Here is a 20,197-nt window from a genome sequence, read left to right on the forward strand (position 1 = left end):
TATTGGTTTCTTCTATTGGAAAAAACCAAATAAAATTCTACTTTTGCGTCCTGTTTATTTTAAACACTAAAAAGTTTTATACATGTTCCAGAAAAATTATGAAACGGTATTCATCCTTACTCCCGTTTTGTCTGATGTTCAGATGAAGGATACCGTAGACAAGTTCGTTAACTTGTTGAAAACTGAGGGGGCAGACGTGATCAATGTTGAAAATTGGGGTCTTAAGAAGATGGCTTACCCAATTGAGAAAAAAAGCACCGGCTTCTACGTATTGGTAGAGTTCAAGGCATTGCCTACGCTTATCAAGAAATTGGAGGTAGAATACAGAAGAGATGAGAAAGTTATGCGTTTCTTGACTACTGTATTGGATAAGCACGCAGTGGCTTATGCTGAAAAGAGAAGAAAAGGTGAATTTAATAAAAAAGCAGAAGCTAAGGAGGAGCAAGCCTAATGACACTTAAGAACGAACCTATCAACAGAGTTGAGAATAGAAAAAAATATTGCAGATTCAAGAAGAACGGCATCAAGTACATCGATTACAAGGATCCAAACTTCTTATTGAAATTTGTAAATGAGCAAGGTAAAATCCTTCCTAGAAGATTGACTGGTAACTCTGCGAAATTCCAGAGAAAAGTATCCAATGCAATCAAGAAGGCTAGACATTTGGCTTTATTGCCTTTTGTAACTGACGGTTTGAAATAATCCGTTATTGTTCAGTTCTATCACCAATAATATTGCACGACAATGGAAATTATTCTAAAAACAGATATAAAAGGACTAGGTTATAAAAATGACCTAGTTGAAGTAAAGCCAGGTTATGGTAGAAACTACCTGATTCCTCAAGGCTATGCAGTACTTGCAACCACATCTAACAAGAAAATCTTGGCAGAAAACATCAAGCAAGCTGCTCACAAAGCGGACAAGGTGAAGAAGGATGCGGAAGAAATTGCTGCACAACTTGAAAACCTTACCTTAGAAATCAAAGCAAAAGTTGGTGATTCCGGAAAGATTTTCGGTAAAGTAACCACTATTCAGATCTCTGATGCTTTGGCAGAAAAAGGAATCATCCTTGACAGAAAAAAGATCTCTATCAATATGGAAGTTGGAACAGCTGGAGAATTTGAAGCTGAAGCTGATCTTCACAGAGAGGTTAAAACTGCTATCAAATTTGTGGTTGTGGGTGAGTAATTCACGCCTATATCATACATCAAAAAAAACCGTCAAGCAATTGACGGTTTTTTTATGCATAAAAAAACTGACTCTTTAGAACAGCAGCATAAAAACTATAGGCTTGCTGACCAAAGAGTCAGTGAAAGTAGGTAACAGGATTACAACGCAGCGATCTTCTCTAAATCATCGATTAACTTTTTTGCAACTGCTTTTGCATTTTGCTCTCTTTTAGCTTTGAAAAGCTCAAGGGCCTCTTTGCTTTTAGCAATCACTCCTACTGGATTTTGATCCGCTTGAAAGCTATTCCAGCACCAAGACAGTTCTGCATGAAGCTTTTCGTCTAACTTTAATTTCTCGAGTTTTTCGAGCGTCGAAACAATGGTTTTTTCTGAAATTTTGACTGACATAATTTTGTATGTTTGGTTTGTATTTTCTTAAAAGATTAGCAATTATTCAACAAAACAAAATATTTAATTTCATAAATGCAAAAATGTCAGCGAATTAGATAACTAATTCTTAAACTCAATCGATTTCGATCAACAAAAAAGACAAAAAAATTCTGCTCGGTACCCGGGTTTTATTCCCAAAATCAAGTAATTCACACTATGGTAACACGAAAACAAAGCATTGAAGAGGAATTTGCGAATAGCATTACCCATGGTTTGGGTGTATTATTCAGTATTGTGGCTATATCACTACTCGTCACCTTCTCGATTTTGAAGGATTCTACGATTCATGTGGTAAGCTGCAGCATTTTTGGGGCTTCCATATTGCTGTTATATACCTTCTCCACCCTGTATCATGCCTTTCAAGCAGAGCGTATCAAAGCTTGGCTGAGAACTTTTGATCACATTGGAATTTACTTTCTGATAGCAGGCACCTACACTCCTTTTCTTTTGCTTGCTGTAGGCGGCACACTGGGGTGGATTTATTTTGGCATTATTTGGGGACTGGCTGTCGTAGGGACAGTTTATAAGATCTTTTTCACCCACCGATTCAAGCGGCTTTCCTTATTTCTGTACTTGGGAATGGGTTGGATGGCTATTTTCCTCATCAAACCTTTGATGGAGAGTTTAGATAGTTCTGTTTTGATTATGATTGCAGTAGGAGGAATTGCCTACACACTTGGCACTATTTTTTATACTCGACCCCAGATGCGCTTTGCTCATACGATCTGGCATCTGTTTGTTTTGGCAGGCACAATCAGCCATTTCATAGCTATTTTGCGAATGCTAACACTGTAGTCAATAATTTTTCCTCTTGAAAGTAAGTGAATTATATTATTTGATGAAAAAACTTTTGGTTAGGATTTGCATAAAAAATCTAGACCCCCTACATTTGTGACACCTTTCGAAAGAGGGAGTTTAAAATTGACCGATGGTGTAACTGGCAACACGTCTGATTTTGGTTCAGAAGAGTCTAGGTTCGAGCCCTAGTCGGTCAACTAAGCAGCTTAACGGCTGCTTTTTTTATTTACTTAGTTTCAGATTTTTATTTTACAAAAAACACCCATTCAACACGAAAATTCCTTATTTCATTTCTCTTAACAATCATTTAACAATAATATTTGGTTTAAGCCCCGTGAATGATTTACATTTACTTGCATTTCATAGTAATAAAAATGCACGTAATCAAAACCTAAATCAATCATTCATGAAACACGTTTTACAACGAACACTCATGTTGGTCCTATTGATCTTTGGCAGTATGATATCAATTCATGCCCAAACCGAAGTCATTGCAGGATGGACATTTGAAGCTACGGAAACAGCAGATCGCATTTTTGCTGATCTCGGAAACGCCAACAACACTGGAGAAAATGCGCAGACCATTACTCCGGTAAACATCAACTTTACTTCATATGTACAAGGCAGTGGAGGATCAGGTACCTTTTCCAAAAACTCAAATGGATGGCCTGCTGCGGAAGGCGTCGAGAAATACTGGCAAGTACGCATCAATACGCTTGGATACGACAACCTAACAGTATCCAGCAGACAACAGAGTTCAGGAACTGGTCCTCGGGATTTTCAAGTAGAATTCAGTTTAGACGGAGTAGTATGGACCGCCATCCCAAACAGTTCCATCACGACTGCCAACAACTTTACTTCAGGAGTACTTTCCCCTACCCCAGTTCCTACAGAAGCAAATAATCAAGGAACTGTTTTTTTGAGATGGATCTCCACATCCAACACAAGTGTAGGAGGCAACCTCATCGCAGCAACAGGAACTAGCAGAATAGATGATATCATCATTGAAGGTACGATCCTCACAGGAGCGCCAACCGATCCTGAGCCTGAAGCTCCCCTATTGAGCACACTGGCATCTTGGGATTTTGCTGGACAACCTGGTAATCAAGCTTCCACCACAGGTGTGGGATCTGAGAGTATCTCCGCAATAGATTTTACTCGCGGTACAGGTGTAACACCTACTGCAGCAGCTAATTCAATCAGCGGTTCTGCTTGGTCTGTAAGTGATGTAAATGATTACTTTGCTTTTGGAATAACGATAGAAGATGGATTTGAAGCCAAACTTTCACAACTCATTTTAGCCACTAGATCATCTGGTACTGGTCCAGGTAGATTGGCCTTGCGTTACAGCGTCGACAATTTTACTAGTAATTTGGCCACTTGGTCCAATTCAGGAACTGCCTTTTCTAATGAAACTCTTGATTTAAGTGCACTGGAAACGCTTACAGGGTCTGTAGAGTTTAGAATTTATCCAAACGAGGACATCAATGCCAACGGCGCTACAGGAATTGCGAATGCCGGAACTTTAAGGGTAGCTAACTTTGCTGAAGGTGGGGGTGTATTTTCTCCCGTACGGTTTTTAGGGATAGTCACCGAAGAAGAACAACCTGAACCTATCACCTTGATTGAATATAGATTTACAGGGGAACCAGGTAATCAAGTGTCAACTCCGGGTGTATCACTCGACCCAGGAGTCGAAGGAATAGCTATTAGTAGAGGTGCCGGATTGGGACTAACGGCGGCTGCAAATTCCATAAATTCCAATGGCTGGAATGCTGGTGATGATCGTTTCTTCACATTTGGCATAACCGTTTCTCCTGGACAATTGGTAGATCTTACTGAACTACAGATTGGAACTTCTTCCTCCAACACAGGACCAAGAGACATGGCTTTGGTGTATAGTGGAGATGGATTTACATCGAGACTTGCTGAATGGCAGCATACTGGCACATTTGTCAACCAAATCATTGACCTCTCTAGTTTACAAAATCTATCCGGCGAGGTAGAATTCAGAATCATTTCGACAAGCAATACATCTGCTAATGGTAATACAGTTGCATCCACTGGAACTTCCCGTGTAACCAATTACTTCGAAGGAGGCAATACCGGGGCAACTCGATTTATTGGTATTGTGAAAAATGCGCAAGGAGTAGTCATTCCTACGATTGAACTGACGGTAGATGCATTAGATTTTGGAATAGTATCCTTAAACTCTACGCCTGTTTCGTTGAGTTACCAAATCAGCGGTACTAACTTAACAGATGCCGTGAGCGTAGTAGCTCCTGCTGGAATAACCATTTCAACGGACGGCAATACCTTCTCCAACGAACTGCTGATTCCAGCGGCTGAAGTCATGGCTACAAGTACTATTTTTGTACAGGTTGAAACTTCCCAAGCAGGAAGTATCAATGCTCAAATTGCTCATAGTACAGAGGGCACATTACCAGTTTCCTTGACTGTAACAGCGAGTATTCTTGATCCTTTCAATATTGTGGAAGATTTCAATACCATTTGTGTAGCGAATTTCAGTCCAATAAGCGGAGGATGGAGTCAAGTAAGTGTAGCAGGCGACCAAACTTGGTCTTGTAGCAACTTTGGAAGAGCTGGAACCACCCCTACGGCTAATGCACCATTTGGTGTTCAGATGAATGGATTTGCTGCTGGCACAGCGGTATTAAACGAAGATTGGTTAATCTCTCCTGCCTATGACTTGACAGCATTTGATTTCCCTCTCTTAGAATTCTGGAGTAGGGTAGCTTTTGGTGGCCCTCGTCTAAAACTAAAAGTATCTACGGACTATGTAGATGGGGATCCAAACTTGGCTACTTGGACAGAATTGGCAGATAGATTTGCCCAGGGAGATACTTGGACAAGCTCAGGTGAAGTAAATCTTTCTGCATTCAAAGCAGCTAATGTACGGATTGCATTTGTCTACACTTCTGGTCCTGAAGTAGGAGCAGCCCGTTGGACAATTGATGATTTCTCTTTGAGAAACTCCGAAACGGCTCCTGCCCCATTCTTGACAAACAGCATTGGAAATGTAGATTACTGGCATTTTGGTATTGTACCAGTAGGTAGTATCGCTCCTCAGACCCGTTCATTTGAATTCTCTTTGAGTGATGCCATCGCCGATTTGACTATTTCCGCGGGAGATGGGTTTGAATTCTCCAAAGATGGAGTTAATTTCTCTTCAGCGATCACCTTCTCTCCTGAGGAAAGCGGTGCTACACAAACTGTAAGCATCCGGTTTAATCCATCAAGTGCTGGTGCATTCAGCAGTCCAATCTTCTTTAATTCTGGAGATATCCAAGTAAGAAGAGGTTTCTTAACCGGAGCTACCGTTGAAAAATCCAAAACTCTTGATGTGGTCACTTGGAATATCGAGTGGTTTGGCTCAGCAAGCAATGGCCCAACGAATGTTAACTTGCAGCTAGAAAATGTAAAAAAGGTGATTGAAGATTTGGATGCAGATATTTATGCTTTCCAAGAGATCGCTTCTTTAAGCAGATTCAATCAGCTTGTAGAGGCATTACCTGGGTATGGAGGAGTGGTTTCTCCTGCTACTTCTGCGGGAGGTGATTTTGCGGAAGAAGCTCAAAAACTAACTTACTTATTCAAACTCGAAACAATAGATACACTTCAGACAAAGGTATTATTAACGGGTGTAACTCCTGATTTATTGGTAGATTATCCATCCGGAAGAGATCGATTCTGGGCTTCTGGCAGACTTCCATTCTTAATGGAAATCCAAACCAAGAAAAATGGGGTAAGCAAAACTATCAACATGATCAACGTGCACACACGTTCCAACGGTGGTGGAGAATCTGCTGCGAATCCTCGCTATGCCATGCGTCGATATGATGTAAATGTGTTGAAAGACACCTTAGATGCTCATTATGCAGATGTACCGTTGATCATCCTAGGTGACTTCAATGATGATTTGGATGAGACGGTAGCAAATCAGGATGCTCCTACTGTAGGAACGTCTGAAACATCTTTCATCAATTATATCAACGATCCTGAAAACTATAATCCTATCACAATCTCCTTGAGCAATGCTGGATTGAGAACCTTCCCGACGTTTGAAAATGTGATCGATCATATAATCATTAGCAATGAGATGAACGAAAGCTGGTTGGTCAACTCTGAGCGAATTTATTTCCCGTATGACTTGATTCCAGCCTATGATCGTACGACTTCTGATCACTTACCTGTCAAGGCCCGCTTTGAGTTGATCTGTGACTTGGAAGTTCCTCAGATTCTAGGTCCTGATCAGCTTTGTAGCGCGGAAGAAAGTTCCCTATTCCTTATTGGAGGTAATTTTCAATCCATTGTGACTTGGGAGCGTTCTGTGGACGGTATTAGCTGGGAATCGATTGAAGGCAGCCAAGGTGTAGACATACTTCCTTTGCAAGGCATTTCTGAAGCCACGTTTTTCAGAGTGATTGTAGGTTCTGATAGCTGTTTCCCTCAAGTCAGTGATGCATTTGAGGTCACGGTTAAAACATTGCCTACACCTGTAATTTACTTTGAAAGAGGTTTGTTAACGACAATTGAAGGCCCTTATACCTTTACTTGGTTCAAAAATGGTCAGCTAATTGCAAGCGGCAGTTCCAATACTACTCGTATCAACGGAGCCGGATTGTATGAAGTGGAGATTCAGGATGCAGATGGATGTGTCTCTAGGTCTTCTACCTATCGCTTCCCTCAGCAGTTGACAGGTAATCAGGTCCGTGTATTCCCTAATCCGGCTACACAGCAGGTGACCATAACCCTAAGAAACACCGAAGGAATGGTAAACATCCAATTAAAAACAATTTTTGGCTCTGTTGTCAATCAGATTGTAACAAGCGAAGGTTTTGCACAATTTGATGTTACAGGTTTAGCCAAGGGTGTATATTTGATTGTAGTTACTAATCAGCAGGGTAGCACGACAGTACAGCGTTTGACTGTGCGATAAGCTAATCTTTCCATGTAATTTGAAGCCGTGCTCAAGAGAGCACGGCTTCTTTTTTACCTATTTTTGGACTTTTTTTACTTTCTTTGCATGCACCTATGCCAAGCACCATGCCACAATTTGAGGAAATCAGGCCTTATTACGATACAGAAGTAAACCAAGCAATCCGTGAAATCATCGATCACCCCATGTTGAAAGCGATGATGAATTTCACCTTCCCGGACATGAACGATGAGCAATGGAAAAACTTGATGCTTCGCTGTCATTCGATCCGTGATTTTCAAATAAATTTTATCTATCCTGGAGTACAGAAGGTATTGGAAAAAAGTTCGGAAGGGCTTACTACCTCTGGATTTGAAAAACTGGAACCCAATACTTCTTATTTATTTATTTCCAATCATCGGGATATTATTTTGGATACTTCCCTCTTGAATGCTTGTTTGTATGAACAAGGATATTTCATGACTACTTCAGCAATTGGGGATAATTTGGTAAAAAAACCTTTTTTAAAGCACCTTTCGAAGTTGACTAGGAATTTCACTGTAAAAAGAGGATTGCCTGCACGTGAGCTTTTGGAAAGTTCCAAGCTTATCTCCTCTTTTATTCGTCAGTCACTTTTGCGCGAAAACCGCTCGGTATGGATCGCCCAACGAGAAGGTCGAACCAAGGACGGCAATGATCAGACACACAAGGGAGTGCTTAAGATGATTTCAATGGCTTCCGATGAAGGCGAGCACTTCCTAGATTATTTCAAGCGTCTCCATGTAGTACCCGTCAGTATTTCGTACGAATATGATCCTACAGATATCCTCAAAATGCCTGAGCTCTTGGCAAAGGCTAAGCAAGAGCCATATATTAAAGGTGAACACGAAGACTTCAATACCCTGTTGAATGGAATCATCGGAGCCAAAAAACGAATACATATTCATATCGGGGATGTCTTGACTCAAGGCATTGAAAAAATTTCCCAAGAGGTCAGTGGAAATGTGAAGCAATTACAAGCCTTGGCTGACTTGGTAGATGAGCAGATCATCATAGGATACAAACTGTGGCCGAGCAATTATATCGCCCATGATTTGTTGACAGGTTCTGATCAATACAAGGGACAATACAGCGATAAAGAAAAGGCTTTGTTTGAGGCAAGGTTCCGAAAAGGAGTGGATACCAGTAACCCCATGGCAGTGGAGAATTTTCTTTGCATGTATGCAAACCCGGTAACCAATCAACAACGATTGCTAGATGATTAACCCAGGTAGGATACCCTACCTGAGTGCAAGCCGGATCAACATCACACAACTGGTATTTTGACAGTGAATCTGGTAAACTCTCCTACCTTGGATTCGATTTGCAAAGATCCTTTCAAACCATCTATTAAATATTTCACCAAGTTTAGTCCAAAACCAAATCCTGACTCCCCTTGGGTACCTTCGGAAGAACTTGCTTCTCCTGATATAATTTCCTTGATTTTTTCTGAACTTATCCCTACTCCATTGTCCTCAACTTCAATAATTAAATTGAAGTTATTAGCTATTTGCTCCAGTTGTAAGTTAACCTTAACAATGCCATTTTCTTGAGTAAACTTCAATGCGTTAGAAATAATATTTCCAATAATTTGAAGCAATTTTGTTTTAGGAAATTTAATTTCTGAATAATCGTTTGTTGCAACTACCCTGAGTTGGATATTTTTTTGCCTTGCCTGTGCCCCATAAAGATCCTGTAATTTTTCTTTCAAGGATTGAAGGTTAAATAAATTGGAATGCAATCCCTTTAAATACTGATCTTCGTCTTTCATAATCTGATCCGCTAATTCGAGCAAAGATTTTCCACTTTTTTGGATCAACAGAATAAATTCTAAAACGTCCTCTAAATTACCTTGGTTTCCTTGATGTTGAATGATTTCAGCTAAGCCTACTATTCCTGCTAATGGTCCTCTGATATCGTGGGCTACTTTTTTCTTATCATTTTTAAGTCCCTTGATATCTTCCTGCATCTGCTTCATCGATTTCAAAATCTCTAAGCGATTGACAATTTCTTTTCCTATCAATTGAATCAATTCTATTTTTTCAGGACTGAGTTCCTTTTGATCAGTATCCATGATACACAAAGCACCTAAATTATATCCATCAGGATTCGTTAAAGGAGTCCCCCAATAATAGCGTAAATTAGGATCGCCTTTAACATAAAACTTATCCTGAAAGCGCTCATCTTGAGACAAGTCTTTGACCTCCAAAGCCTCAACACCCATGATCGTGTAGTTGCAAACTGCATCTTGTCTATCCATTTGTAAGGTAGATAGACCTGCAGCAGCCACAGACCATTGAGTGTAATTATCAATCAAGTTGACCAAGGATACCTGACTTCCAGCAACTTTAGCTGCCAAATTTGCCAAATCGGCAAATTGTGTTTCTAGACTGGCATAATCTAAGTCATAATCACTTAACGCCAAAAGGCGCTGAAATTCGTTGGTAGATGACATAACAAAGCATTTGAAGGGTTATGGGGGATAAATTAACTAAAATTACAAAAAATATCTCATATCCTGCTTCTTTAGAAGGTGAATCAATGTGTTAACATTCAAAATCGCACTTTAGGTAGCCCGGCAATTAGGTTAACTGAATTAGCTATAACTATTGCATTTGCCGATAATACTGCTTGGTAATACACTCATTTTTTGTAAATTGTTACAATCGTTTTCTGGCATTAATATATATGAGACCATTCGTACTAGTGATCTTTCTCTTAATTCATCAACAGGTTCAAGGACAAAAACTAACACCTGTTGCTTCCATCAAAACTCCTTTGGGAACTATCTATGTTGAGTTTCATCCAGAAACCACCCAACACCAAGCTTCCTTTATTCAATTAGCAGAAGCTGGTTATTGGGATTCGTTGACATTTAATCGGGTCATTCCCGAATTTGTCGCTCAAGGTGGATGTCCAGATACTGAGGAGGGATTTACTGATCCGGAGTACTTACTTGAACCAGAAATTTTCCCTCATTTACAACATATTTATGGAGCAGTTGGTGCAGGAAGAGATGATAATCCCGAAAAACTATCCGCAAGGTGCCAATTTTACATCGTTCACCGAAAAGAGGGAGTGCATAGGTTAGACGGTGATTATACTGTATTCGGTCAGGTGATCCAAGGGATGGATGTGGTGGATGCACTTGTACATACACCCCGAAATGCACAAAATCAACCACTGGAAGATATGTACTTAGAAATCTCTATTTTACGTTTAAGCGGTGACCAATTAAGTGATTTAAAAAATCGACTTTAGTAAACAAAAGTGTATATTTAGCAAGTAGAAAAACTTGATCAGCTCTATCTCGGATGAAAAAACCCAACAAACCAAGTTCCGAAAAACTCCGCTTACAAACCCTGTATCAATACAATATTCTTGATTCTTCAGAAGAAGAGGATTTTGATTTTTTGACAAAAATCACCGCAGAGATTTGCAATATGCCTATTGCTTTTATCAGTTTAGTGGATGATGAAAGACAATGGCTCAAGTCAAAAATAGGCATAGATTTAACAGAAACTTCAAGAGATACCTCGATATGTGGGCATACTATCTTGGAAAGTGGAGAAATTCATGAAATAGAAAACATTCAAGCAGACGAACGTTTTAAAGATAATCCATTATTAAATGATCCATCGGCTACTTTATCCTATTATGCTGGTGTTCCACTAAGAGCTCCAAATGGAGAAGCCATAGGTACTTTATGTGTGATGGATAAGGTTTCAAGAAAAATTACGGAAAATCAAAAAACAGCTCTCTTGGGATTAGCCAAACAGGTGATGAACTTGATTGAAATCAGAAAAAATAACCTGAAGCTAAAGGACTACAAAGCACGTACGGAAGCATGGAATGCGAATACAGGGATCATATCCTACTCTTGTTTTTACGACACGGTATTAAATTGTATTTATGTTTCAGAATTTATTGGTGAATTAACTGGAATATCAGCGGCTGAAATGATTGAAAACCCCCATATTGGTTTGCTATCCGTTGTTTTAGAAGAAGACCAAGCATTTTTTACCAAAGAACTGGAATCACAATTAAAACATGGGGATCATTGGGAAATTACCTATCGCCTGAAGTCAAAAGAAGGGAATATTAAATGGATTTTGAATAAAGGTAAACTGAGGAGAGAGTCAGACAAGGAAATCTTGGACGGAATCATGATGGATGTTACTGAAAAAATCCAGACTGAACAATTATACAAGACTATATATGAAAGTTCTCATAGCATTGTCTGTATTCACGATAAACAAGGGAATTTAATCCACTTTAATCCGGCTGCTGCAGCATCACTTCATTTTACAGACACCGATCATATTCCAGATACTATTCAACATTTCATTTTTGAAGAGGACCTTCCATATTTAGGTATTTACTTTGATGGACTGCAAGAACATGGAACAATCGACTTAAACCTACGACTAAAATCAAACCTAGGCGAGTCTGTATATTGGTCTTGCCAATCCTCATCCTTATTTATAGAAAATGGAGAACAGTTGTTCATGATCAATGCATGGGACATTACGGAACAGTTGAAGACGGAGAAAAAATTAAAAGAATCAGAAAACCTATTTAAAATCATATCTGAAAATATTTCAGATATATTGTATCTCTATGATGCTAAAAATAATGAATATAAATTCATCAGCCCCAATACCGAGCGTATAATTGGTGTAAATGCAGACTATTTTTATAATTCGAATGATTTTATCAATGACTATGTCCAGCAAGCTGATAAAAAAACTTGTTACGAGTTCAAAAACAAACTTAAGGCAGGTCAGGGTTATGATTTCGAATACGCAATTGAAGTCAATGGAAACATCAGATGGTTAAGAGAATCAGTTCACCAAGTTCACGGCGCATATTCCCAATCACTCATCTTTGCAGGCAGAGTCACCGATATTACCAGTAGAAAATCTGAGTTTTTGGAATTAGAGCGCACCAAAGGTTTGTTAGAGGATACGGGACGCTTAGCCAAGGTGGGAGGTTGGTCTTATGACCTTGCCAGCGACAAACTCCAATGGACCCGTATAACTCATGAAATCCATGATTGTGATTACAGTTATGAACCCAGTGTACATGATGGAATTGCCTTCTACAAAGAAGGAAAAAGTAGAACCTTAATCAGCCAAGCCTTTGAGACCCTTCTTGAACAGGGTACGCCCTATGATTTAATGTTGGAAATTGTTTCTGCAAAAGGTGTTGAAAAATGGGTCCGAGCTATAGGAAAGCCAATTTTCCATCTGAGCAAAATCATAGGTGTAAAAGGTACATTTCAAGATATTACAGCCCCAAAAAAGAAAGAAACTGAGCTTCGGCAAACCAAAGACCAACTCGAAAGTATTTTATCTGAAATCAATGATGTAATTTGGTCTGTAAGTTATCCAGCCTATCAACTTCTTTTTATCACGCCATCTGTTGAAAAATTAACAGGCTATTCTTTCCATGAGTACTTATCCAAACCTGAACTATGGAATGATACAATTTACCCACGAGAACCCCAAGTTATCTACGAAATCAAACAATCAATCGAAAATAAAGGAGCGTATTCGAAGGTTTATCATATCACAACCAGCGAAGGTGACACCAAGTGGGTGAAAAACACGGGTCACTTGGTCTATGACAGTGTCGGTAATCCCATACGCATAGATGGTAAAATAGCTGATGTTTCTGCAGATATACGTATACATGAGACCATGAGTAGTCAATTGGAGTTGCAAGGACTTCTGATGAAAATAGCTACTGAATACATCAACTTAGACGTCAGAGACAGTCAGGAACAAATCAATACATCTTTAGAGCTGATCGGAAAATATGCTGAAGCTGATCGGGCCTATATTTTTGATTATGACTGGGAAAAGGACACTTGCACCAATACTTTTGAATGGTGTGCAGCAGATATCACTGCAGAAATTGAGAATTTGCAGGAAGTCCCCTTAGAAATGATACCTTTTTGGGTTGAAACCCACCAAAAGAAAGAATTTATGTATGTGGAAGATGTGCGGAAACTTTCAGATGAAGATGGATTGAAACAAATCCTTGCTCCTCAAGGGATTCTGACATTGATTGCTTTACCTATTTTTTTTGAAGAGAACATTTATGGTTTTGTAGGGTTCGATTATGTTAGAGAATTGAGGGATCTTTCTGGTAGTGAGATTTCATTGTTGTTACTTTTTGCTCAAATTTTGGCTAACCTCAAAAACAGAACGATTCTTGAAGAGAACTTAATTTCAGCCAAAGAGCGTGCAGAACAAACAAGTCAATATAAATCTCAATTTTTGGCGAATATGAGTCATGAAATCCGTACACCACTCAATGGAGTGATAGGATTTACAGACCTTCTGCTCAAAACTCCTTTAAGTCATGTTCAGAAGCAATATGCAGAGAATGCCAATATATCAGGTAAATCTTTATTGGGCATTATCAATGACATCTTAGACTTTTCAAAAATTGAAGCGGGTAAGTTAGATCTTGAATTTATTGAACACAACATCTACGAAATAGCAGGATCCTCGATTGATATCATTAAATTCCAAGCTAGTCAAAAACTATTGGAATTACTGCTCAACATGCCTCCTGATTTGCCGAGAATCATGGTATTGGACCCAATCCGTTTGAAGCAAGTAATTATTAACCTTTTGAGCAATGCCGTTAAATTTACAGAGGAAGGTGAAGTTGAATTAAAAATACAATTTGATAAAAAGACGGATACTACAGGCTTACTAGGTATAGCTATCAGGGATACCGGAATAGGGATTACAAAAGAGCAACAAAAAAAGCTATTCCAAGCATTTTCTCAGGCAGATAGCTCTACAACTAGAAAATATGGCGGTTCGGGTCTAGGATTGACTATTTCAAACCTGCTCGTTGAGAAAATGGGGGGATCGATTGAATTGGAGAGCAATCCAGGTCATGGATCTACTTTCAAGTTCTCCTTTGAAGTGGGATATAAAGAACTAAAAGACAATGAGCGTGTCGCAATTGATATCAAAAAGGTGTTGATTTTAGACGATAATGCTAATAATATCACGGTTTTAGAGGAAAATCTCAAATATTGGGGAGTTCCCTATGTTAGCACCCAAAGTCCCTTGGAAGCTTTATCTATTTTACTGGAGGATCCAAGTATAGAGCTTGGCATTATCGATTACCACATGCCCGAGATGGATGGGATTGAATTTATCATGAATGCCCGGCAAGAACTTGGCATTGATAAAGATCGACTAAAATTGATCTTACTTCATTCATCTACGGATACCGAACTACTTAGGAAGTTTTACAAGAAATTTGATATATCGTTTGGGCTGTTAAAACCTGTAAAATCAGATGAGTTATTCAGTTTCTTAATAAATATTAAAAACAAAGTTGTAGTTGAGGAATTTCAGACAAAACAAAGCGCTGAACCCCAAGTGGAACAATCAGATACCTCATTCAATATTTTGATTGCGGAAGATATAGATATGAATATGTTGCTAATCAAAACACTGATTTTACAACAACTTCCGAAGGCTCGGATTTTTGAGTGTAAAAATGGGGAAATTGCCTTTAAAACCTACAAAACCCAATCCATTGATTTAATTTTCATGGATGTACAAATGCCTAAAATGGATGGTATCGCAGCAACCAAAGAAATTCGGAAATATGAAAAGCTGAGAGATGAGAAAACACCTATTATTGCACTGACGGCTGGAGCCTTGCAAGAAGAACGAAATAACTGTTTACAGGCTGGAATGGATGAATTCTTAACCAAGCCAGTACAATCAGAAGTTTTGATAAAGGTTATTGAGAAATACCTTCTTAAAGTGGATAAAATCCAAGAAGATGACCCCACCATCCAAACTAAGGTAAAAGAAATGCCTGAAAGCAATAGCCCACTATTTGAAAAAGAAGAATTCATGGCCTTGGTTGGTCATGATATGACACTTTACAAAACATTGCTAGAGGCATCCCTTGATTTTGATAGGCAAGTAGGAATGTTGGTAGATGCCTTTGACAAAGGTGATCGAAAGGAGATAAAATCAATAGCCCACGGTATCAAAGGCAGTGCTCAATCCATGTTCTTCACACGCTTGCATCAACTGGTAAGGAAAATAGAGACTCAAATAGAAACGCTGAATGAAGCTGAATTATCTGATTTTATTCTAAATGTTGTAGAAACTTGGAATGCTCTAAAACCTACGATCCAAGAAGAAATCAATGATCATTAAGAAATAAAACATAGTTCCAAAACCTTAAATTTATCATCGAAGAAATTATAGATTTGACTGTTTATTTACGATATTTAACTAATATTGATAAAATTTTACTGATTATTTATATTCACCCACAAAATACAAAATATTATGTCCAAAAAACATGTCCTACTTATTGATGATCAGCCAGTCATGGGCATTTTATTAAAGAGTAAACTCGAGGGTGACTTTACAGTTGATATTAAGCACAACGGAAAAGAAGCGCTCGCCTGGATCATGGAAGGAAATGTTCCTGATGCTGTGGTTTTGGATTTAAACATGCCTGAAATGAATGGAATTGAATTTATTAAAGAGGTGAGAAAATTCAATTATTTTGATAAAGTTCCTTTAGTAGTTCTTTCGGGTGAAGAAGGTGTTAACTCTCGAATTGAGGCCTTTCAGGTAGGTGCAGATGATTTCTTAATTAAACCCTTTAATCCTGCAGAATTGACTATTCGTGTTAATCGGTTTTTTGATCGATACAATTTTGATAAGCAATGAAAAAGAAACTTGTCTTTATTAAGCCGGGATATTCCTTAACAAAACATGCTAAAGCCAACTTGGAAGAAAGTTTCGAGCTTGAAATTGTGGAGGATATCTTTGCATTTGTTGCGCGTGCAAAACAAAAGGCCGAACAAGATGCTGTACTTTTCTTTGGCAACTTGAAAGACGTTTCGTTTTTGGAATACATTCGAAAAGTCAAGCCATATTCGTACAGAGATGGATATATCTTACTAGCCATCTCCGATACGATCGATGCGTCGGATCGAAAAACAGCTATGAAAGAAGGGATCAGTGGACTATTCCTGACCAAAGAATTGAGTAGTAGTGCTATTATCGAACAATTACAGAAAGTATTGGATAATCCGCCGTTGAGAGGTTTTATAGATCAAGAAAGCGAGCAAAAGCAAGTTTTCACCAAATATAAGACACCACTTTGGAAAAGAGCGTTTGATGTATTGGTTTCTGGAACGATTATATTGTTGATCTCCCCTATTCTTTTGTTGGTAGCCTTAGCCATTCGACTTGAGTCCAAGGGGCCCATCTTTTACAAATCCAAACGTGTAGGAACAGGTTGGGATATTATCGAATTCTACAAATTCAGGTCTATGGTACCGGATGCGGACAAAAAGCTAAAAGATCTTAGCCACCTCAATCAGTATGCTACTAAAGGAACTGAAGAACCGAAAGTAGAGTCCGCAGTATTCGTACGATGCGATACCTGTGAAAAATATGATCAACCTTGTGAAAGTTTACTTTACAATGAACTTGGAGAGCAAGTATGTGAGTTAACCTTTAAGCTGATGAAAAAAGACGGGGATGCTGCCTTCTTCAAGCTGACGGATGATCCTCGTATCACCAAACTAGGTAAGTTTCTTCGCAACTCAAGCATTGATGAATTACCACAGCTTTTCAATGTTTTGAAGGGAGACATGTCGATTGTAGGTAACAGACCGCTACCGATTTATGAAGCGGAGAAGTTGACTACCGATCAATTTTCCAAACGGTTTCTAGCCCCTGCAGGCATAACCGGTCTTTGGCAGGTGACCAAGCGAGGCAAGGGTGGGCCCATGTCTGAGGATGAGCGCATTGGATTAGATAACGAATATGCAGATAAATTTAGCCTTGGTATGGACATCAAGATTTTATTGATGACAGTACCGGCCTTATTTCAGAAGGAGAATGTGTGATGATACTATTACAAAAATCATTAACTAAAACTATTCAGATTATTTATTTAGGGCTAGCATTCTTTATATTGTTTAGCAATGAAGTAAATGGACAAAGACTGGAATTAGAAACAGATGATTTGACAATAGGTAGCTTTGATCTGATGGAAGACCTTATGACGCAACTTATTTCTTTGGATGACATCATAGAAATTGGACTTCAATTCAGCCCTAATATAAAAAGAAATGCCGCACTAACAGACTCAGAGAAAGAGCGGTTAATTATTCAAAAAAAGCTCTGGAGCACCCATATCCAAACCTTTGCTAATTATTCATTTGGAAATCAAGGAATTCTAATTGCCGGATCAACGGAGTCCAATATAAACACTATTGCGAATGGCTATCGATTTGGGCTCAATGTGAGTATCCCTTTTTATGAGTTCTACACAAGAGGTAATCGTGTCAAACTGGCAAAAGCGGAGTTAGCTGCGGCGGAAAATATGAAGAATGCTATTGAGCTAGAAGTAAAACAAGAGATAATTAGCGCTTACTTTAGAGTAATTTCAACTCAAAAGTCTATGGTTAACAATCACGAATTTTTAAATAAAGCGTTGATCAGTGAACGAATTGGTGAATTAAAATTCAAAGAAAATCAAATATCAATCACAGATTACACCAGATTGTCTGAAATTAGCTCCCTTGCTAGGGAACGATACAATAATGCATACGCAGATTTTTTATCGGCATACAAAAATTTAGAGGCTCTATTGGGAATCGAATTATATTTTCTCAAAAGATAATTTGATATGCTAAAAATAAAGGAGCTTATATGGGCAATTAAACGATTTTGGTATCTATTTATTATTTTACCAAGTGCCTTAGCTGCTGCTGTTATTTTTTTAACAAGAAACACTGAAAAGATTTTTGATTCAAATACAATCATTTATACCGGTATCTCAACAAGAAAGAGTGCCGACCTTACTGAATCTTTGAAGATTGACTACTTTACTTCCAACAATTTAATGGATAATATTGTAGCTTTAATCAATAGCAGGAAAACTGCTGAATTTGTCAGCTTAAAGCTGTTATCTCAACATCTCGCACTCAAGCCTGGAAACCCTAAATATTTTTCGACAGAAACCTATGAGGAGTTAAAAAACCACATTCCTGAATCCTTATGGAAAAACCTTGCTGTAAGTGAAAATCCTAATGCTACCTTCAAAAATTTAATTAAAGCCTTCGAAAATGAAGATGATGAATTTGCACCTTTACGATATGTTTTAGATAAACATAAATACTACGGGGTTACTAATATATCTAGTAGAACCAGGGTTATTCGGCAAAAAAGTAGCGATATGGTTGAAATCAGCTACTATACAGATGACCCAGGAATTGTTTTTCAAACATTAAAATTGATTGCAGAAGTATATTTGCAGCGTTATTCGGATTTAAGGACAATTGAAAACAGTGGTAGCATAGACTTTTATATTTCCGAAAAAGACCGAGTTTTTCAAAGTTTGCAAGAAGCTGAGGAGCGTCTGAAAATTTTTGTAAGTGAAAACAGAATCATGAATTTTTACGAACAAGGTAAAAACTTGGATAACTATCTAAATGACCTAGAAAAAGATTTAACAAGATCGAATCAAATTTCCAAAGGTGCTGATGCAAGTCTTAAGATTTTAGAGGAAAAAATGATTAAAAACCAAGTCCGATCTACTTTAATCGACAGCTTAGAAACATATAGAAAACAAGTATCCACAAAACGATTAACTCTCAATAGTCTCTTACTTGAAAGCTCTCTCGAGAGTCAAGTTGTTCTAAATTTGAAAAAAGAAATACGAGATATTAACGATGCTCTTTCTAGTAAAATCAATGACTTATACCTACAAGATTTTAGCATTGACGGCATTCCAGTTACGCTCATTTTAGGCGAATGGTTAGACACTTATCTTGAAAAAGAAAAAGAATTAAGTAGCCTGGAAGTTTCATTAGCTTCATTTCAATTAGTTTCAGACAGGATAGATAATTTTGCTCCTTTGGGTGCCGAACTTAAGAGATTAGAAAGAGAAGTTGGCATTTATGAAAATGAATATCTTTATATCTTGTCAGGGCTTAATCAAGCTCGACTTCAAACACAAAACCTAAAAATCTCACAAACACAAGAGATTATTGATCCGCCTTTTTTTCCTACTGCGCCAAGAGGCTCCAAACGTAAAATTCTAGTCTTAGCGTCTTTCATGTTTGGACATATCATTTTAATAGGCTTCTTTGCTGGGAAATTGTTACTCAATAATTCACTTCAAGAACATTACAACGCAGAAAAAACAACTGGTTTAAATGTTATGGCTTCCTTCCCTAAGATACAAGCGCATGAAAAATCAATTTATTTCCAAACATCTGCCGTACTTCTTTCTAATCAACTTGCAGCTCTTGCCCATCGATTTGGAGAAAAGCCTTCCATAACGATAGCAATTCACCCAGTTAGCGAAGATGAGGACTTTCCAATAATTTTAAAGAAATCAATAGAATTACTGCCTACCTACCTTCATCCGGTTAAGCTTTTTTCCACAAACGTAATGGAAGGCTTTGTACCGTACGATGTAACAGACTATTTAAATACTCCAAATTTATCAACTTTCTTAAAAAATCATCGAGGGGAAGAAGACCTTCCAATTATCAATTTTATCTTATTACCTCCCTATCGAAAACTTAACTATAATTTAGAGTTGCTAAAGGACATTGATTGGAATATTTTTTATGCTCAATCAAATTATGTTTGGAAAAGTTCTGATGGGATTGTGGTAGACTGGCTTAAAGATTGGTCAAATAACAAAGCAAGTCTTACGCTAACAAAGGTAGATATCAACTTTATCAAGGACATGAATAAAGAGGGTTGAT

At 38.2% G+C, this 20,197-nt stretch carries 14 protein-coding genes and 1 tRNA gene; 13 read left to right on the top strand and 2 right to left on the bottom strand.

The window, feature by feature from the left end; all coding sequences use genetic code 11:
- Positions 1 to 82 precede the first annotated feature (82 nt).
- Genes rpsF through rplI form a run of 3 tightly spaced genes read left to right on the top strand, consistent with a single transcriptional unit; the run spans position 83 to position 1,188 of the window.
- Positions 83 to 451, top strand: coding sequence for a 30S ribosomal protein S6 (gene rpsF / locus IPZ59_RS17060; protein WP_236137258.1), 369 nt, complete (start codon positions 83 to 85; stop codon positions 449 to 451).
- Positions 451 to 702 carry a 30S ribosomal protein S18 gene (gene rpsR, locus IPZ59_RS17065; RefSeq protein WP_189585721.1) on the top strand — a complete coding sequence of 84 codons (252 nt, stop codon included), beginning with the start codon at positions 451 to 453 and terminating at the stop codon, positions 700 to 702. The genes rpsF and rpsR overlap by 1 nt, the downstream gene beginning before the upstream one ends.
- Positions 703 to 744: 42 nt before the next feature.
- Complete coding sequence (rplI, locus tag IPZ59_RS17070) at positions 745 to 1,188, top strand: 50S ribosomal protein L9 (RefSeq protein WP_236137259.1); 444 nt, start codon at positions 745 to 747, stop codon at positions 1,186 to 1,188.
- A 140-nt stretch (positions 1,189 to 1,328) separates the two neighbouring features.
- Here rplI and IPZ59_RS17075 read toward each other — a convergent pair whose 3' ends face one another.
- Positions 1,329 to 1,577, bottom strand: coding sequence for a hypothetical protein (locus tag IPZ59_RS17075; protein ID WP_236137260.1), 249 nt, complete (start codon positions 1,575 to 1,577; stop codon positions 1,329 to 1,331).
- Positions 1,578 to 1,775: 198 nt separating this feature from the next.
- Here IPZ59_RS17075 and trhA point away from each other — a divergent pair, with 198 nt between their 5' ends.
- From trhA to IPZ59_RS17095, 4 genes are all read left to right on the top strand, one after another.
- Positions 1,776 to 2,414 carry a PAQR family membrane homeostasis protein TrhA gene (gene trhA / locus IPZ59_RS17080; RefSeq protein WP_236137261.1) on the top strand — a complete coding sequence of 213 codons (639 nt, stop codon included), beginning with the start codon at positions 1,776 to 1,778 and terminating at the stop codon, positions 2,412 to 2,414.
- Positions 2,415 to 2,541: 127 nt separating this feature from the next.
- Positions 2,542 to 2,614: transfer RNA gene (locus tag IPZ59_RS17085), tRNA-Gln, on the top strand.
- A 209-nt stretch (positions 2,615 to 2,823) separates the two neighbouring features.
- Entirely contained in the window at positions 2,824 to 7,377 is a 4,554-nt protein-coding gene (locus IPZ59_RS17090) for a T9SS-dependent choice-of-anchor J family protein (protein ID WP_236137262.1), read from the top strand.
- Positions 7,378 to 7,484: 107 nt separating this feature from the next.
- Positions 7,485 to 8,621: a 1-acyl-sn-glycerol-3-phosphate acyltransferase gene (locus IPZ59_RS17095; protein ID WP_236137263.1), complete on the top strand. Its 1,137-nt coding sequence runs from the start codon at positions 7,485 to 7,487 to the stop codon at positions 8,619 to 8,621.
- 41 nt (positions 8,622 to 8,662) lie between these two features.
- On the opposite strand, the gene IPZ59_RS17100 is transcribed toward IPZ59_RS17095, so the two are convergent.
- The gene (locus IPZ59_RS17100) at positions 8,663 to 9,850 is read right to left on the bottom strand and encodes a GAF domain-containing sensor histidine kinase (protein WP_236137264.1); all 1,188 of its coding nucleotides are present in this window, start codon (positions 9,848 to 9,850) and stop codon (positions 8,663 to 8,665) included.
- A 233-nt stretch (positions 9,851 to 10,083) separates the two neighbouring features.
- Between IPZ59_RS17100 and IPZ59_RS17105 the strand changes: the two genes are divergently transcribed.
- From IPZ59_RS17105 to IPZ59_RS17130, 6 genes are all read left to right on the top strand, one after another.
- The gene (locus IPZ59_RS17105) at positions 10,084 to 10,656 is read left to right on the top strand and encodes a peptidylprolyl isomerase (protein WP_236137265.1); all 573 of its coding nucleotides are present in this window, start codon (positions 10,084 to 10,086) and stop codon (positions 10,654 to 10,656) included.
- A gap of 53 nt (positions 10,657 to 10,709) precedes the next feature.
- Positions 10,710 to 15,605, top strand: a complete 4,896-nt coding sequence (locus IPZ59_RS17110; protein ID WP_236137266.1) for a PAS domain-containing protein — start codon at positions 10,710 to 10,712, stop codon at positions 15,603 to 15,605.
- A 135-nt stretch (positions 15,606 to 15,740) separates the two neighbouring features.
- Positions 15,741 to 16,130 (top strand): response regulator, encoded by a 390-nt coding sequence (locus tag IPZ59_RS17115; protein WP_236137267.1) that lies wholly within the window; start codon positions 15,741 to 15,743, stop codon positions 16,128 to 16,130.
- Positions 16,127 to 17,320 (top strand): sugar transferase, encoded by a 1,194-nt coding sequence (locus tag IPZ59_RS17120; protein ID WP_317208016.1) that lies wholly within the window; start codon positions 16,127 to 16,129, stop codon positions 17,318 to 17,320. Before IPZ59_RS17115 ends, IPZ59_RS17120 begins: the two co-directional genes overlap by 4 nt.
- A complete protein-coding gene (locus IPZ59_RS17125) occupies positions 17,320 to 18,099 on the top strand; it encodes a TolC family protein (protein WP_236139826.1) in 780 nt (259 codons plus the stop codon). Before IPZ59_RS17120 ends, IPZ59_RS17125 begins: the two co-directional genes overlap by 1 nt.
- Positions 18,100 to 18,105: 6 nt before the next feature.
- The gene (locus tag IPZ59_RS17130; RefSeq protein ID WP_236137268.1) at positions 18,106 to 20,196 is read left to right on the top strand and encodes a GumC family protein; all 2,091 of its coding nucleotides are present in this window, start codon (positions 18,106 to 18,108) and stop codon (positions 20,194 to 20,196) included.
- The last annotated feature ends 1 nt before the right edge of the window (position 20,197 follow it).

The organism is Mongoliitalea daihaiensis (assembly GCF_021596945.1).
Lineage (GTDB): Bacteria > Bacteroidota > Bacteroidia > Cytophagales > Cyclobacteriaceae > Mongoliitalea > Mongoliitalea daihaiensis.

Bases quoted from the DNA above. Each gene is read 5' to 3' on its own strand.
- IPZ59_RS17095 (WP_236137263.1), top strand. From the start codon at position 7,485: ATGCCACAATTTGAGGAAATCAGGCCTTATTACGATACAGAAGTAAAC.
- IPZ59_RS17125 (WP_236139826.1), top strand. From the start codon at position 17,320: ATGATACTATTACAAAAATCATTAACTAAAACTATTCAGATTATTTAT.
- IPZ59_RS17130 (WP_236137268.1), top strand. From the start codon at position 18,106: ATGCTAAAAATAAAGGAGCTTATATGGGCAATTAAACGATTTTGGTAT.
- IPZ59_RS17110 (WP_236137266.1), top strand. From the start codon at position 10,710: ATGAAAAAACCCAACAAACCAAGTTCCGAAAAACTCCGCTTACAAACC.
- IPZ59_RS17115 (WP_236137267.1), top strand. From the start codon at position 15,741: ATGTCCAAAAAACATGTCCTACTTATTGATGATCAGCCAGTCATGGGC.
- IPZ59_RS17075 (WP_236137260.1), bottom strand. From the start codon at position 1,577: ATGTCAGTCAAAATTTCAGAAAAAACCATTGTTTCGACGCTCGAAAAA.
- rplI (WP_236137259.1), top strand. From the start codon at position 745: ATGGAAATTATTCTAAAAACAGATATAAAAGGACTAGGTTATAAAAAT.
- rpsR (WP_189585721.1), top strand. From the start codon at position 451: ATGACACTTAAGAACGAACCTATCAACAGAGTTGAGAATAGAAAAAAA.
- IPZ59_RS17120 (WP_317208016.1), top strand. From the start codon at position 16,127: ATGAAAAAGAAACTTGTCTTTATTAAGCCGGGATATTCCTTAACAAAA.
- IPZ59_RS17105 (WP_236137265.1), top strand. From the start codon at position 10,084: ATGAGACCATTCGTACTAGTGATCTTTCTCTTAATTCATCAACAGGTT.
- rpsF (WP_236137258.1), top strand. From the start codon at position 83: ATGTTCCAGAAAAATTATGAAACGGTATTCATCCTTACTCCCGTTTTG.
- IPZ59_RS17100 (WP_236137264.1), bottom strand. From the start codon at position 9,850: ATGTCATCTACCAACGAATTTCAGCGCCTTTTGGCGTTAAGTGATTAT.
- IPZ59_RS17090 (WP_236137262.1), top strand. From the start codon at position 2,824: ATGAAACACGTTTTACAACGAACACTCATGTTGGTCCTATTGATCTTT.
- trhA (WP_236137261.1), top strand. From the start codon at position 1,776: ATGGTAACACGAAAACAAAGCATTGAAGAGGAATTTGCGAATAGCATT.